The 15,826-nt window shown below is 63.2% G+C and carries 14 protein-coding genes; 7 read left to right on the plus strand and 7 right to left on the minus strand.

Annotation, left to right across the window (positions count from 1 at the left end):
* Positions 1-74: 74 nt before the first annotated feature.
* Positions 75-1,055 (plus strand): dihydrodipicolinate synthase family protein, encoded by a 981-nt coding sequence (locus FQ755_RS04635; protein ID WP_144151386.1) that lies wholly within the window; start codon positions 75-77, stop codon positions 1,053-1,055.
* On the plus strand, positions 1,055-2,362 hold the full coding sequence (locus FQ755_RS04640; RefSeq protein WP_144151388.1) for an MFS transporter: 1,308 nt from the start codon (positions 1,055-1,057) through the stop codon (positions 2,360-2,362). Before FQ755_RS04635 ends, FQ755_RS04640 begins: the two co-directional genes overlap by 1 nt.
* A gap of 27 nt (positions 2,363-2,389) precedes the next feature.
* Here the strand turns inward: FQ755_RS04640 and FQ755_RS04645 are convergent, their stop codons facing one another.
* A complete protein-coding gene (locus FQ755_RS04645) occupies positions 2,390-2,824 on the minus strand; it encodes a VOC family protein (protein ID WP_144151390.1) in 435 nt (144 codons plus the stop codon).
* A 337-nt stretch (positions 2,825-3,161) separates the two neighbouring features.
* On the opposite strand from FQ755_RS04645, the gene FQ755_RS04650 reads away from it, so the two are divergent.
* A complete protein-coding gene (locus tag FQ755_RS04650; protein WP_144151392.1) occupies positions 3,162-3,800 on the plus strand; it encodes a LysE family translocator in 639 nt (212 codons plus the stop codon).
* Positions 3,801-3,880: 80 nt separating this feature from the next.
* The gene (locus FQ755_RS04655) at positions 3,881-4,273 is read left to right on the plus strand and encodes a hypothetical protein (RefSeq protein WP_144151394.1); all 393 of its coding nucleotides are present in this window, start codon (positions 3,881-3,883) and stop codon (positions 4,271-4,273) included.
* Positions 4,274-4,411: 138 nt separating this feature from the next.
* On the opposite strand, the gene FQ755_RS04660 is transcribed toward FQ755_RS04655, so the two are convergent.
* Entirely contained in the window at positions 4,412-5,152 is a 741-nt protein-coding gene (locus FQ755_RS04660; protein ID WP_144151396.1) for a hypothetical protein, read from the minus strand.
* A 766-nt stretch (positions 5,153-5,918) separates the two neighbouring features.
* Here FQ755_RS04660 and FQ755_RS04665 point away from each other — a divergent pair.
* Entirely contained in the window at positions 5,919-6,749 is an 831-nt protein-coding gene (locus FQ755_RS04665; RefSeq protein WP_144151398.1) for a hypothetical protein, read from the plus strand.
* A 115-nt stretch (positions 6,750-6,864) separates the two neighbouring features.
* Here the strand turns inward: FQ755_RS04665 and FQ755_RS04670 are convergent, their stop codons facing one another.
* The 4 genes from FQ755_RS04670 to FQ755_RS04685 form a co-directional block, all read right to left on the minus strand.
* On the minus strand, positions 6,865-8,574 hold the full coding sequence (locus tag FQ755_RS04670) for a SulP family inorganic anion transporter (protein ID WP_144151401.1): 1,710 nt from the start codon (positions 8,572-8,574) through the stop codon (positions 6,865-6,867).
* A gap of 317 nt (positions 8,575-8,891) precedes the next feature.
* A complete protein-coding gene (locus FQ755_RS04675) occupies positions 8,892-10,241 on the minus strand; it encodes an MFS transporter (RefSeq protein ID WP_144151549.1) in 1,350 nt (449 codons plus the stop codon).
* 31 nt (positions 10,242-10,272) lie between these two features.
* On the minus strand, positions 10,273-11,442 hold the full coding sequence (locus FQ755_RS04680; RefSeq protein WP_144151403.1) for a porin: 1,170 nt from the start codon (positions 11,440-11,442) through the stop codon (positions 10,273-10,275).
* Between the two features lie 55 nt (positions 11,443-11,497).
* The gene (locus tag FQ755_RS04685; protein WP_144151405.1) at positions 11,498-12,685 is read right to left on the minus strand and encodes a M20 aminoacylase family protein; all 1,188 of its coding nucleotides are present in this window, start codon (positions 12,683-12,685) and stop codon (positions 11,498-11,500) included.
* Between the two features lie 169 nt (positions 12,686-12,854).
* Here FQ755_RS04685 and FQ755_RS04690 point away from each other — a divergent pair, with 169 nt between their 5' ends.
* A complete protein-coding gene (locus tag FQ755_RS04690; protein WP_144151407.1) occupies positions 12,855-13,757 on the plus strand; it encodes a LysR family transcriptional regulator in 903 nt (300 codons plus the stop codon).
* A gap of 170 nt (positions 13,758-13,927) precedes the next feature.
* On the plus strand, positions 13,928-14,785 hold the full coding sequence (locus FQ755_RS04695; RefSeq protein ID WP_144151409.1) for a PA4780 family RIO1-like protein kinase: 858 nt from the start codon (positions 13,928-13,930) through the stop codon (positions 14,783-14,785).
* On the opposite strand, the gene FQ755_RS04700 is transcribed toward FQ755_RS04695, so the two are convergent.
* On the minus strand, positions 14,765-15,796 hold the full coding sequence (locus tag FQ755_RS04700; protein WP_144151411.1) for a LacI family DNA-binding transcriptional regulator: 1,032 nt from the start codon (positions 15,794-15,796) through the stop codon (positions 14,765-14,767). The two genes, FQ755_RS04695 and FQ755_RS04700, sit on opposite strands and share 21 nt — an antisense overlap.
* Positions 15,797-15,826: the final 30 nt, after the last annotated feature.

The raw sequence follows: 15,826 nt of genomic DNA on the forward strand, positions 1-15,826 counted from the left end.
AATACTGCATTGATACCTCGATGCACTGCGTAAGCGGCCTGACCAAAAAACGGAAATCGAAGGAGACGCGTCCCATGAGCCCCCCTATTCCGGCGCCAGCCGGCGCTCCCGCCTTGCGCGGCGTGCTGTCACCCGTCCTGACGCCGTTCAACGCCGACGGCTCGCCGTCCGCGCCTCGCTTCGTCCGGCACTGCCGCGCGCTGCTCGGGCAACGCGTGGGGCTCGCCGCGTTCGGCACCAACTCCGAAGCCAACTCGCTCTCCCTGAACGAAAAGCGCGCCTTGCTCGATGCACTGCTCGAAGCCGGCTTGCCGCCGCAACGCATGATGCCGGGCACCGGCGCATGCGCCCTGCCAGACACCGTCGAACTCACGCGCCACGCCGTGACGAGCGGCTGCGCCGGTGTTCTGATGCTGCCGCCGTTCTATTACAAGGGCGTGAGCGACGAGGGCCTGTTTCGCAGCTTCGCGCAGGTGATCGACGCGGTAGGCGATGCGCGCTTGCGTGTCTACCTGTACCACATCCCACCGGTCGCCCAGGTGGGGATCAGCTTCGGCCTGATCGCGCGTCTGCTGAAACGCTATCCCGGCGTGGTGGCGGGCATCAAGGACAGTTCGGGCGACTGGCAAAACACCGCCGGTTTGTTGCGCGAATTCCAGCCGGCGGGCTTCGACGTGTTTGCCGGCAGCGAGACGTTTTTGCTGCGCACGCTGCAAGGCGGCGGCGCGGGCTGCATCACCGCCACCGGCAATGTCAATGCCGCCGCCATCGCGCGACTCGCCGCCCATTGGCGCGACGCGGACGCCACCGGCCAGCAGCAGCAACTCGACACCACGCGCGCCGTGTTTCAGCGCTTTCCGATGATCGCGGCAATGAAGGCCGCCATTGCATGGCAAGCGGGCGACCCGGGCTGGGCCAACATGCGCCCGCCGCTCGTCGAACTCGACGCGGCGCAGCGCGAAGACCTGCAGGCGTCGCTAGCGCAAATCGGCTTCGAAATTCCCGATGCCGTCGCGCTGGCTCTGGCAGCGGACGAAGCAAGCGGGCCGGCCTGATGTTCATCCGCACCCCGCTGTCTCCCGCACTCGCAACCGACCCCGCCGACGCCTTGTTCCGGCGTGTCGCGTTGCGCTTCATGCCGTTGCTGTTCATCGGCTACGTGGTCGCGTATCTGGACCGGGTCAACGTCGGTTTTGCCAAGCTGCAGATGCTCAACAGCCTGCATCTGAGCGAAGCCGCCTATGGACTCGGCGCGGGTCTGTTCTTCATCGGCTATTTTTTGTTCGAAGTGCCAAGCAATCTTTTGCTGCACAAGCTCGGCGCGCGGCGCTGGATTGCCCGCATCATGCTCAGCTGGGCGCTGCTTTCCATGGCCAATGCATGGGTCAGCACGCCGCTCGAATTTTACGTGGTGCGTTTCTTCCTGGGCATCGCCGAGGCAGGCTTCTTTCCCGGCATGATCCTGTACCTGACTTACTGGTTTCCCTCGCACCGGCGCGGCAAGATGGTGGCGCTGCTGATGGCCGGCAATCCCGTCTCGGGACTCGTCGGCGGCCCGCTGTCGGGCTACCTCATGCACGCGCTGCACGGCGTCTGGGGACTCGACGGCTGGCAGTGGCTGTTTGTGGTCGAGGCGCTGCCTTCGATCGTGCTCGGCATCATGATCTACTGCTATCTCGACGATCGCGTCGCCGACGCCGGCTGGCTCAGCGCCGCGGAAAAAAGCCAGATCCAGCACGAAATCGACGCCGACGCCGCCGTGCGCACTCACGGCTCGGTGCGCGCCGTATTCGTCTCGGCGCGGGTGTGGCTGCTGTGTCTCGTGCTGTTTGGCGTGGTGATGGGGTCTTACGCAATCGGTTTCTGGCAGCCCACCATCATTCGCGGCACTGGAGTGAGCGATCCGCTGACGATCGGCCTGCTCACGACGATCCCCTACTCCGTGGCGCTGGTTGCGATGATCGCCACGGGCCGCCACGCCGACCGCACGCGCGAGCGCCGCTGGCATATCGTGCTGCCCGCGCTGGTCGCCGCGAGCGGCTTTTGCGTGTGCGCGCTAAACGGCGACAGTTCCGCGCTGTCGATGCTCGGCCTCACGCTCGCCGCGGCGGGCGTGGTCACCGCCTTGCCGATGTTCTGGGCGCTGCCCACCGCGTTTCTCGGCGGCACCGGCGCGGCGGCCGGGATCGCGCTGATCAACTGCACGGGCAATCTGGCGGGGTTTATCAGCCCGGCGGTGATCGGCTGGCTGAAAACCCACACGCACACGCTGTCGTCGGGATTGTTCGTCGTGGCGGGGACCTTGACGCTATCCGCCGTGCTGATTCTTGCCTGCATCCCCGCCCGGCTGGTCAACCGGTAGACGGCTTATTTCCCGCTCATTTGCGATTTACTTCGCAAACAGCGAAGCGAGATTGGCGAACGCCTTGAACTCCAGGGCGTTGCCCGACGGATCGAGAAAGAACATCGTCGCCTGCTCGCCCACTTCGCCCTTGAAGCGCACATGCGGCTCGATGATGAAGCTGATGCCGGCGCTTTGCAGTCTGTCGGCAGCGGCCTGCCATTGCTCCATTGGCAACACCACGCCGAAGTGGCGCACCGGCACCGCGTCGCCATCGACCGCACTGGTTTGCCGATGCCCGGCCTCTTCGGGCGCCAGATGCGCGACGATCTGATGGCCGTGGAAATTGAAGTCGACCCATTCGTCGGAACTGCGGCCCTCCGGGCAGCCGAGCAAATCGCCATAAAACTCGCGGGCGGCAGCGAGGCTATGAACGGGAAACGCCAGATGGAACGGCGGCAAAACAGCTTCGGTTGTGCTCATGGTGATCAAGACCCGGAAGTTGAACAGAAAAATAATGCCTGGCGGACCAGTTTAGACATTCCTGAATTTGTTGAATAGCGATAATTTTTTGGTGTGAGTAACGCGAAAATTGATGAATCAAGCGGGCGTTTGTGGGCGCTTCTGGGATTGTCATGCTCGGCCGGACGCCAACTGTCTCTGTGAAGCCGGCCACGCCCTGATGCAGAATGGACGTGCATTCCGTCCGGCTGCGTGAAGATGGGTACCTTCAGATTGGTGCCTTCAGGTTGGTCTTAGCCACCAACCGCCACGTGTCACCGGCAGCACCGCCCCTAACCCGCTCCTGGAAACCCGTTCCATGACTGCCAGCGCCTTCCTGTCGGCCAACGTCCTGCTCGCCTACACCGCCTATTTCATCGGCACGGCGAGCCCCGGCCCGAGCAATCTCGCCATCATGTCCCTCGCCATGGGTTCGGGCAGAAAGGCGGCGTTCGCCTTCGCGCTCGGCGTCATGTCCGGTTCATTCTCGTGGGCGCTGCTGGCGACTCTCGGCCTGTCCGCCCTACTCGCCACCTATTCGCAGTTGCTGGTGGCCATCCGCGTGGTGGGCGGCCTTTACCTGCTGTGGCTGGCGTGGAAATCGGCCCGCTCGGCGCTCACCCCGCAGATGCCGCCCGCCAGCACAATGCGCGCGCCCGACTCGTCGCGACGGCTGTACGTGCGCGGCCTGCTGCTGCATCTCACCAATCCCAAGGCGATCCTCGTCTGGCTCTCGATTGTCTCGCTGGCCGTGCCGGCTACCGGTGGCGCTGCGCATACCGCGCCGGTCGTGCTCGGCTGCATGGGGATCGGCGTATTCGTGTTCAGCAGCTATGCCGTGCTGTTTTCGACCGAAACCGCGCGCCGCGTCTACGGCTCGATCCGCCGCTGGCTGGATGGCTCGCTGGCGATCGTGTTCAGCGTGGCCGGCATCAAGCTGCTGACCTCGCGCAGCTAGACGGCTTTTGCAGCATCCGCGCGGCGCCGCTTTGCGCTACTGTGACGGTCTCGCATCGGCGCAAGGCAACGGGAAACCGCATGAGCAGTCAGGACAGACAGGCACGCTACTCGTCATGGCAGATTCGGCTGTATCTGGCGAGCATCGTCATTCTCGTGCTGGGACTCGCAGGCGCCGTCGTCATCTATGCCATGGCGCCAGAAAAAGACCGCGCGGAACTGATCTACGGCGTCAGCAACGATCCGCGTTACACCCTCGAACTGCAACGGATCGGCGGCAACGCGGAAGTGGCGATGGCCGGGCTTCATCAATGGTTTGACGGTCTTTGGCACGGCAAACCGCTCGCCTATACGGTGGCGGCGTTGTGCGCCACGGTGGCCGCCCTTTGTTTCTGGGCGGGACATACGCGGATTTTTGAGCCCTTGCCTGACGAGACAGACCAGATCGACCAGACCGACGATCGGGATCGTTAGCTGTACCGTTGATTGCGAGGTACGGTGGCGCCAGGTGCGGGCGCAGCGGCCACCACGCCTGCGCCGCCGCGTGCCCCTGGCTAACGCGCCGGGTCACGCATCACGGCGATGCTTCATAACCGGCCCGCCGCGCCCGCACTAGGCGGCATCACGCTCCGTGACGCGATAATTGCCCACCCGTTCGACCTCGCCGAGTCCATTGATCACGCACGCCTGGCCGATCAGCCCCTCGCAGCTGAATCCGGAATCATTGAGCTGTTGAGCCGTCAGGCTGCCACTTGCCACGCCGATGTACACCCAGTACTGCAGCGGCCGATTGGCGACGCCCAGACCGCCGGCATCCACGATCACCCCGAAATGCTTCTGCGCCCGATAGTGTTCGGGCCGGGCATTCTTGTCATCGTCCGCCTTCCACTCTTCGATAAAGCTGTCGTAGCGGCTCGAACGCAGCGCAACGAAATCGTAGGCCCATGCGTCGCTGAACAGAGACTCGAGGAACGCCGTGCGCGCCCCATCCTGCCCCATCGCCTTGCACATCACTCCGAGCAGACCGCTATTCAGGTTCGACGTCGCGTCGTTAAAGTGATTCGGCAGTCCCACCACGCTCCAGCTTGCGACGAGGTCCGCGTCTTCGCCAGCCGTCTGGCCGTACTCCATGCGAATGCCGCGGGCGTCCCAGTCCAGAAAGGCCCGCATCAGGCTATCGATATCGTTGGCGAACAGCCATTCGTCGGGATTGGCCTGCGCGCCGCCCGAATCGTCGCCGCCGCAACTGACGGCAAAGCGCGGCCGGCCGATGCCGTTAACGTACTCCTCGAATTGAGCACCGCTGGTGATAACGGATCTAAAGACTTTCGTATCGCGCGTGGGCGTTTTCATTGACGATCTCCTGGAACCGCAAACTTTTGATTGACTACAGGAACGGCAAGGAAAGTACGATACGCAATTTTTAATCCGCAGGGAAGATCGGAATCGCAATTTAGCTTCCATAACGGGATGTCAAAAGCAGGATAATTGATTACCTTAATCAGGACATTTTGTTTCAGATTTCGCGATGAATAGCTTAGAAAAAGTCAGCGCTCGTCGGCTTTTATGGAAATTGAAATAAAATAGAAAGTAAAACGTAAATATCAAGACGCGCATGAAACAGATCCATCCAATCCGTCAGTCAAATAATTTTATAAGTCATATTATCTTTATTTAATAAATATTAACTTAGATCACCGGGATGCATTCTTTTTTAACCTTATAGAAACAATTATATAAATAATTTAGGCTTATGAAATTCTGACATCTCAAATTTTTTATTCACGATTTTTTATAAGATTTTTTCCGATTTTTCTCAAAATTCCATTACACTCAAATCGTACTGTCCTTTGAGGTTTCCCCGCGCGCTTCGACCTCCCTGGGTCGTAGCTCATGAGTGCGCCCGCCTCCGGCGGGCGTCTTTTTTGAACAGCACTTCGACGGCCGCTGAGGCGCATCGGGCCGGCACTCGCTGTTGAATATGCGCTTGAACCTTATGTCAACGATCAGCCCTTTCGTACGAATCGAAGGCAGTATCAGTCAGCCGCGGTCTGCCGCAGCGGGTTCCTTCCCGCCTCCATTCGGTGCCGAATGGTCCTTGCTTGCGCCCGACGGCGGCATGCGGGCCGATCTCAGCGCGCTGCTGCGAACGTTTTGCCTGCACGATGAAACCATGTGGTCGATGTGCCATTGGTCGTCCACCTGGCCGGGGCAACCAGCTGTGCGCGGGGTCGAGCAGCTTGCACCCGTCGCCATGCCGGCTGGCGAGAGTCGGTCTGGGTCCGCGCAGGCGCCATCCGCGACGGCGGGTGAATCAAAACTGTCCCGAGGCGGCGGCATCGCGCGAGGTGGATACATTGCCGGAGCCTGTGTGCTGGGCGGCGCCGCGATTCTCGCCTGGACGGCGGTCGGCTATCTTCAGCAGCGCACCGCGCCACCTCGCGTCGAAACGGCGCAGCATACGTTGGCCGCCCCCGACCTGTCCGCGAGTACAGCGCCGGCTGACGCCGGTCACGAGGAGCCGATACCACTCCTTCCGCCGCTTCCCGGCTTGCCGGGTCTGGATGTCACGCGCCACACGCACTCACACATGACGCAGACGGGTCATAGCGTGCATCGCAAGCACCACCCAGCAGGTTCGCAAACTCTCAAGGTGACGCGGCATGGCCGGACAGCGGCCGCGTCCACTGAAGCACATCGGGTGGCATCGTTGGCTGCCCATCGTCGGCCGTTGGCTCGCCCGTCGACGGCGGGCGGCTACTCGCCGTTCGCGCCAGCGCGACTCGGCAGCGACGAATACGCGTCCGTCACGATGCCAACCGAGGCACGCCCGCCTGGCGCGACAGTCGCCTCACCGTCGGTAGTCAAAAGCAACGTGAGCGGCACGGAGTGGGTGAACCACATCTCACAGCGCCGCGTGACCGAAGTCCCTGACGATTTCGTCAAATAGGAAGGGCGACAATATGGCCGGCAACTGCAAAGGCAACCGCAACGGCAACCACCACACGCCCGAGGCATCGCCGGAAGCCGGATAGAAAACACGCCGGCCCGTGCCGCGCTCGCGGCTACAGCACGCCTTGAGTTTGCGGATCCGCCGCCACTCCCGCCGCCGCCAGAGCTTCATGCAGGGTACTGAAGATGCACGAAGCCTTGACGACCTCGGTGATGCCATGCCGGTCCATGTCCGATCGCAGATAACGATTCACCCGCGCGAACACCACCGTGACGTGCTGTTGCCGCAACGTTTCGAGCAGATCGGTCAGCGAACGCGCCGCCGAATAGTCGAGATCCGTGATCGCGCTCGCGTCGACGACGAACGTGCGCACCTTGTCCGGCGCCTGAGCAATCAACTGCTGCACGTCTTCGACAAAGAAGTGATCATTGGCATAGAACAGGTCGGCGCCAAAGCGATAGACGATCAGCCCCGGTGCGGTCTCCTTGCCGGGTTGCGCTGGCACCGGTTGCCAGCGTCCGTCGGGCCCCGGCGCCAGCATCATGGTATGCGGCCGATAGCTGTGGCGCACGTGACGCAGCAGCGACAGCGCCACGGCAGTCAGAATGCCATGCTCGACACCCAACACCACCACCGCTACCGCGGTAAACACCGCCAGCGTAAATTCGCCCGGCGTCTCGCGCCGGATCGCCTGCAGGCTTGGCACATTGATCAGCCCGATCGCGATGGTGAACACGATGCCGGACAGCACGCAATGCGGCAGATACTGCAGATAGCGACTGAAAAACAGCAGCACCACGACCACCACACCCGCAAACGCCACTTGCGCCAACTGGCTGCGCGAACCGGCGCGGTCGGCCATCGCGGTCTGGGTCGGACTGCCGTTGACGACGAATGCCCCCGAGATCGACGCCACCGCATTGGCGGCGGCGAGACCGAGAATGTCGGCGTTCAGATCGACTTCCTCGTGATAGCGCTGCGCGAACACGCGTCCGGCGGCCGCGCTCTGCGCGACGATCATCACGAAGCACGATGCGGCCACCGGCACCAGATCGAGAATCTCGCGCCAATGCGCGAAAGGCAGGCGCAAGGGCGGCAGTCCGCCGGCGACGGGGCCGAGAATCGCCACGCCGTGCGCGGAAAACCGGTAAAGGTCGCTGGCGGCGATGCCGCCCACCACCGCCAGCAACGGCACCGGCAAGCGCGGCAGAAAGCGTTTCGCGGCGAGAATGCTCAGTACGACGATCAATGAAATGGCGAGCGTGGGAAGATTGATTTGCCTTAGATGGCTCACCACCTGCGCCAACTGCCCGACGCTACGCGGCGAGGACACGGCGATGCCGAGCATGTCGCCGAGCATCGCAATGCCGACCTGCACCCCCACACCCGCGAGAAAACCGACCAGCACGGTGCGCGATAAAAAATCGGCGAGAAAACCGAGCTTGAACACGCGCGCCACCAGCAGCAGAATCGCGGTCAGCAAGGCGACCACGCCGGCGAGTGCGACGTATTCGCCGCTGGCAACAGGCGCCATTTTGGAGAGTTGGCTGGCGAAAATGGTGGCCGTCGCGGAGTCCGCAGCCACCACCAGGTGACGCGACGCACCAAAGAACGCAAACGCCAGCAGCGGCAGAAACACCGTGTACAGACCGGTCACCGCAGGCATGCCGGCGATGCGCGCGTAACCGAGTACCTGTGGAATATCCATCGACGCCAGCGTGATGCCGGCAAAGACATCGCGCAGCGCAGCGGCGCGATGCAACGGCAGGATGCCTTTCAAGAGGCCGAAACGTGAAGCTAGTTTTTCCAGGGATGCTTGCATGCAGGAATGACGTCGCAATCGGGTGGAGAATCCCGCATCCTGCCGCGAGTGGGCATGACAGTGCAAGAGCCGATTGTCGAACAGACACTAGACAGTACGACAACCGGCAGGCTCGCAACCGGGCCGAGCGGGCCGTATGACCCCGTCGCGGCTTGGCGCGCGGCCCACCCACAACTAGCGTTTGAGCCGTCCGGTGAGCGGATCGTCGATCCGGGCGAAGCCGAACCATGCGGCAATCCCAGCGGACAAATCATCATCAGCGTGACTGGCATCTTTCACTCCGTAATAATTCGCGAAGCCGCCGCCCGTTCGCCGGTTTAGGCAATAACGTGGTCGGTCTCCCTAAAAAGCAGTAACCCCGCAAGGCTTACCAGACCGCAAGCCAGCACATACCATGCGGGCGCATAGAAACTGCCGGACATGCGCCATAGGCCGCTCACGATCAACTGTGCGAAACCGCCGAACACGGTCACGCCGAATGCGTAGATCACACCGAGCGAGGTAGCGCGAATCTCCGGCCGCAGCGCTTCGAGAATCAGCACAAACGCTGCGGGACTGGAGAGTGTCATCAGACCGATCAGCACGCACACCACCGCCATGACGGTATAGATGGACGGCCACGTGCGGATGGCATAAAACGCCGGCAATAGCACGCTCAACGACACGATCGACACCGCGTAGAGCAGCGTCTTGCGACGCGGCACACGGTCGATGAGACGCCCGGCGAACGGCGAGCCCACCAGCAGCACGAGGCCTGCGGTACAACCGGCCAGCAGCGACACGGCCGCAGGCATGCCGAGCGTCAGCGTGAGAAAAGACGGCAGGAAGAACACGATGGTGTACATGGTCGAGGTGCCGCCGATCACCAGCATCGTGCCCGCCACGATCTGCCGCATGGGCATACGTTGGCGGCACTTCACGGCTGGCGCAGCCTGATGCGTCTCACGAGCCTCGCGGGCCTGATGCGCTTCATGCTCCAACTGCGCCGCCGGCAAAGTATCGTCGAGGTGACGGCGCAAATAAAAGCCCACCGGGCCGATCAACATGCCGGCGAGGAACGGCACACGCCATCCCCATGCCAACAATGCTTCATGCGACAGTGTCCCGGACAGCGTCGCGGCCACCAACGCTCCGGCCAGCGCCGCACCACCCTGGCTGGTCATCTGCCAGCTCACCAACGCGCCGCGCCGGCCGGCGCCTCCCGATTCCATCAGCAGAGCCGTCGCCGCGCCTACCTCGCCGCCCGCCGAGAATCCTTGCAGCAAGCGGCCCGCCACGATCAGCAGCGGCGCCGCGAGGCCGATCGTCGCGTAAGTCGGCGCGAGCCCAATGGTGCCGGTGCCGAGCGCCATCAACGACACGGTCAGGACCAGCGCCGGTTTGCGTCCCGCCCGATCCGCGTAGGCGCCGATCACGATACTGCCAAGCGGCCGTGCGACGAAGCCAACACCGAAGGTGGCGAGCGACAGCATCAGCGCGCCCACCTCGGAGCCGACCGGAAAAAACAGCTTGCCGATCAGCGCCGCAAAAAAGCTGAAGACCGTAAAGTCGAAAAACTCCAGCCCGTTGCCGAGCGCGGTGGCGAGAATGGTCCGGCGCGTCGTGCGCCGGGCGGCTTCACTGGCAGCAGGCGCCGCGGCGCCTGCTGTCTGGTTGATGGCGTTCATGGCAGTCATGGCAGTTTTACGCTCTCCACAGTCAGAAGTTGTGATACATGCCCACCGAAGCCGTGACCGGCGTCATACCGGTTTGCGGCACGGTGCTGTCTGGCTGCGTCGGCAGCGGGTTATTGTTCCGGAGTACCGTTGAAATGCCGTAGTTGCGGATGAATCCCGCCCGCGCGTAAAGGCCCGTGCGCTTCGAGAGCGTGTAGTCGTAGCCGAGCATCACGCCTAGCGCCGAGTCTTTGCCGGGGTTGTCCTGCGCATCGCGCACGCCCGATGTATCGCGATACACCACCGAGGCGCGCAACGCGTGGTGTCCAACCGGCACGATGGTGCCGAGCGTATAGACCCGCGCGATGCCGTCGCCCGCGAGCCGCGGCGCATATTGATTGAAGGCCGCGGAAAGCACCACCTTGCCCGTGTCGTAGACCGCGCCGATGCCATACAGGTCGTTGCGCACGGTACTCATGCCGTTTTGTCCCCACACCTGGTTGTAGCTGCCGGACACGTAGGCCGTGCCGTTGTACCACTGCAGCAAGGCGCCTTGCGCCGAGGCTGTGGGCGAGCGCCCCGCGACGTTGCTGGGCGCGTACATCAGCTCGGTGCTCAAGCCCGCGTAGGTCGGCGAGAGATAGGTGATCGCATTGCTGACGCGCGCGGGAAGTTGCGTCGCGCCCGGTCCGAGATCGCTGTTGTAGCCGATGCCTTTGGCTGTCTGCACGACGGCGGTGCCGAGCCACGTGTACACCGAATTGGTGCCCACCGTGCCGAACACGTCGATGAAAAGCGGCAGCCCCGTGCCGATCTGCTCGCCGAAACGCAAGCGTCCATAGACCGGCGAACCGATTCCGACCCACGACTGCCGATTGAAGAATGCGGTGCTGGATTGCGTCGCGCCGTTGTTGGCGAGAAAGCCGCTTTCCAGATTGAACTCGGCACGCCACCCGCCGCCGAGGTCCTCGCGCCCGAACATGCCGAACTTCGAGGTCCATTCGCCGCCGCTCTGGGTTTGCCAGAGCGACCTGCCGCCGGCGCTCTGGTAGTTGACGCCCATATCCACCGAGCCATACAGCGCGACGCCGTTCAGCAATTTGCCGTTGAACTCCGGCACCGCCGACAGCAAAGTGCTCTGATACGACTCGGCCTGCGCCGAGCCGGTCCCGAGCGTCAGCAGCGCCGCGCTCATCGCTATACGTTTTTTCATGGTCTCCCTCCCTCCTCTTGCAAGGTCCGGCACCATGCCGGACCGAAACATCGCGTCACCCCGCGTGCAGATAGCGCTCCACGAGTGCGACGAAATAGGCGGCGCCCCAGCTCAGCGCCTCGTCATTGAAGTCGTAATGCGGGTTATGGACCGCGCAGCCGCCCCGCGAATCGACGCCGTTGCCGAGCATCACGTAGCAGCCCGGCACGACTTCGCTCATCCACGAAAAATCTTCGCTGCCCATGACGGCGTCAGGCAGTAGCGTCAGCGCGTCCGGTCCGGCCAGCGCGGCGATGGTCGAAATGGCCAGCTCGGCGGCGCCGCGGTCGTTGAGAAGTGGGCGGGAGATCTGCCGGTAGTCGACGTGAGCCGTGGCACCGTAGGTTCGCGCCTGCAGATCGGCAATGCTGCGAATGCGCGCCTCGACCATGTCACGCGTCTCGGCATCCAGCGCGCGTACTGAGAGTTGCAGCGTGGCCTGCTCGGGGATCACGTTGGGCGCCGTGCCGGCATGGAGCGCGCCGACCGTAACCACGGCGGCGCGGGTCGGCTCGAGGTTGCGCGAGACGATCGACTGCAGCGCCAGCACGATGTTGGCTGCGGCTACGATCGGGTCGCAGCCGAGTTGCGGCATGGCGCCATGCGTACCCTTGCCCGTCACGGTAATGGTGACGGAATCGGACGAGGCCATCATGCAGCCATGGCGCAGCGCGAAATGACCGACCGGCTGCCCCGGCGCGTTATGCAAGGCGAACACCATGTCGCATGGAAAGCGCCTGAAGAGGCCATCTTCGATCATGCGCGTCGCGCCGCCCAGGCCTTCTTCGGCCGGCTGGAAAATCAGGTTCAAGGTGCCGTCGAAGCGGCCGCGCGTGGCAAGCCGGTGGGCCGCCGCCAGCAGGATCGCCGTGTGACCGTCATGACCGCAGGCATGCATGGTCTGCGCGACCGTGCTGGCGTAGGGCAGCGCGGTGGCCTCCTGGATCGGTAGCGCATCCATATCGGCGCGCAGTCCGACACTGCGAGTCGGGTTGCCGCGCCGCAACTGGCCGACCACGCCTGTGCCGCCGACCCCGGTCGTCACGTCATAACCCCACTCGGCCAGCTTGCGCGCCACGAGGTCCGCCGTGCGCGTTTCCGCGAAGCCCAGTTCCGGGTGCGCGTGGATGTCGTGGCGAATGGAAATGAATTCGTCTTCGGACTCGCGCAGTTCTGCGAGTAATCGGGTAAATGCCTGCGTCATTTTTTGCTCCGTCCAAGCCTGATGTACGAGCACGACACGACGGGTGCCGCTACCGCGCCCGCTGTATGCGGCTGTCCTGCAGCCGTTGGGATCAAGCGTAAAGAGCGAAACTAAAAACAAAAACGCACAAATTTTGATGCGCATAACCAGCAGTGCTATATTCCGCATCATGAAAATTCACCATCTGCGCGCGTTGGTCGCGGTCGCCTCGACTGGCAGCATCAACGGCGCCGCCAAGTCGCTATACGTGACTCAACCCGCCATCACCAAAGCCATCCGCGAACTTGAAACCGAGTTCGGCGTGCGTCTGCTCGAGCGCAATCCATGGGGCGTGGTTCCGACGGCGGAAGGCGCGGCGCTGGTCAGCCGGGCGCGGACAGTCGTGCGGGAAATGGAACGCGCCGAAGAGGACATGGCGCATCTGAAGGGGCTGCGCGACGGCAATCTGGTGGTCGGCATCACGCCGATTGTGGGTACTACGGGGCTGACCGAGGCGCTGGTCGAGTTTCGCCAGCACTGGCCGCTCGTCACCCTGGAATTGCGCGAACTGGGCTTTAACCAGTTGAACGAACAATTACGCAACCGGACTCTGGATCTCGCATTTGCGGCGTTTGCGAGGCCGCTCTCGGACACCGGCGGCATCCGCGAAATGTCGTCGTTCGAGACCGTCTTCGTGACCCGCGCGAGCAGCATCTATGCACAGGCCGATTCGCTCGCGGCGCTGCAAAACGCGGAGTGGATCCATACGGACGTCACGGACAATTACCCTGCCTTTATCCGCGAGATCCACGAACAGGCCGGCTTGCCGCCGCCCAGAGTGATTACGCGCTGCACCTCGTATGCGCTGTTTTACAGTCTCACGCAGAACCTCGATGCAGTGTTCGCGTGGACCCGTCACTCGCTGACCGAGACGGAGCTCGGACGCTCGTTCGTGCAACTCCAACTGCCGGTCGCGCCGCCGCCGTTGCGGCTTTATCTGCTCTCGCCTCCCGAGGCCCAGCTCACGCGGCCCGCCGAATATCTGCTCGATTGCATTGAACGGGCCATGCAGCCGACGTTCGCGCGTGCCTGAGCGCGCGAATCGAAGCGCGCTTTTCAGCCAACCGCCCCGAACACCTTATAATCGGGCATGACTTTATCCCTGCTCCACGCGGCCTGCGCACAGGCCGCCTCGCTCACGCGCCCCACCCTCCTGCGTTGCCCCCGCGTTGCAACATCGTGCAACCCTCAGGCGATGACGATATGAAAACACCTAAACGCCTGCTCCCGCTCGTCGAAGAGGGCCTGATCGACGAAGTCATCGGCCAGTTGATGAGCGGCAAGGAAGCCACCGTCTATGTCGTGCGCAGCGGCGATTCGACCCGTTGCGCGAAGGTTTATAAGGACGCCAAACAGCGCAGCTTCCGCCAGGCGGCTTCGTACCGCGAAGGGCGCAAGGTCAAGAACAGCCGTGAAGCGCGCGCCATCGAAAAAGGCAGCCGTTATGGCCGTGAAATGCAGGAACAGCTCTGGCAAAACGCCGAGGTCGATGCCCTGTTTCGTCTCGCCAATGCCGGCGTGCGGGTGCCGCAGCCGTATATCTGCACGGACGGCGTCCTGCTGATGGAACTCGTGACCGACGCGGACGGCAACGTTGCGCCGCGTCTCAACGACGTGGAGATGAGCGAGGCACGCGCAATCGAACTGCACGCGTTGCTGCTCAACCAGGTGGTGCGCATGCTGTGCGCCGGCGTGATCCACGGCGATCTGTCCGAGTACAACATCCTGCTCGCCGCCGACGGCCCGGTGATCATCGACCTGCCCCAAGCCGTGGATGCCGCCGGCAATCTCGAAGCGCCGGCCATGCTGGAGCGCGACGTAGACAACCTCGCCACCTACTTCGGCCAGTTTGCGCCGCATCTGCTCGAAGCCAGCTACGGCAAGGAAATCTGGGCGCTGTTCGAAGGCGGCGGTCTGACAGTCGACGCAAAACTGACCGGACGGGTCGAACTCGACACGACACCGGTCGATCTGGATGCGGTATTGCAGGAACTGGAAGACACGCGTCTCGAGGAAGAGGCGCGCGTGCGCCACGAACAGTCACTGCGCGAAGGCGGCTGAGCGACGCGGCGCCGGTCCCACCGAAGCACGCATGGTCACGGTGACGGGAAACTCGCGGAAGATCTCCCACGCCGTGCCATAGCATTGATTCACGAGCCAGCGCACGGCATTGCGCGTCAAATCCGCGGTGGGAATGTGCACCGAGGTCAGCGCGGGCGCCGCATACGCGGCCGAATAATCGTCGTCGTAACCGATCACCGAGACGTCGCCCGGCACTGCAATGCCCGCTTGCTGAAGGCGCGCCAGGACGCTTACCGCCATGGTGTCGTTGGCGCAGAACACCGCCGTAAAACGCCGTTTGGATTCGAGCAGCGTCTGCGCAGCGGCGTAGCCGCCTTCCGGCGAGAAGTCCGACTCGATCAGCGTCACATCCTCACGTTCGATGCCGTGCCGCGCCAGTTCCGCAAAAAACCCCTGGATACGCGTCTGATTGTCCGAGGCGGTAGACGGCCCGGCAATCACGGCAATGTCCCGGTGCCCATGCTCGACCAGCGTGCGCGCGGCCAGTTCGCCGCCGCGCTCGTGATCCGCGCAAAACGAAGCCTCGGGCAATTGCCCGAAGTTGCGATTGAGGAACACCATCTTCGGATGCATCTTGTGCAGCCGGACCAGGTCCTCGTCGTGCAGATCGTGGCTGATCACGATCACACCGTCGCAATCGCGGCCAATCAGAAATTCCACCGCTTCGAGTGCCTGCTCGCGCGGCGACGACTCGCCGCATCCCGTTGCCACCACCACGTGACGATGCACGGCGCGCAGTTCGGTATCGGTCTGTTTGAGGATGGTGCCGTAGTAAGAGCCGAAGAAGGTCGGCACGAACAGGCCGATCATGCCGAGCGATTGCGCCGCCATGGCGCGGCCAATCGACGACGGCCGGAAGTTCAATGCTTCGATCGCGGCCTGCACGCGGCGCGCGGCGTCGGCCGATACCGGCCCTTTGCCGGAAATCGCCCGCGATGCCGTCGACATGCCGACGCCCGCCAGCTCCGCCACGTCTTTCAGGGTTGCCACACACGCTCCATCGTCGATCCGTGCTGCTCA

It is taken from the genome of Paraburkholderia sp. BCC1885 (assembly GCF_900996235.1).
Lineage (GTDB): Bacteria > Pseudomonadota > Gammaproteobacteria > Burkholderiales > Burkholderiaceae > Paraburkholderia.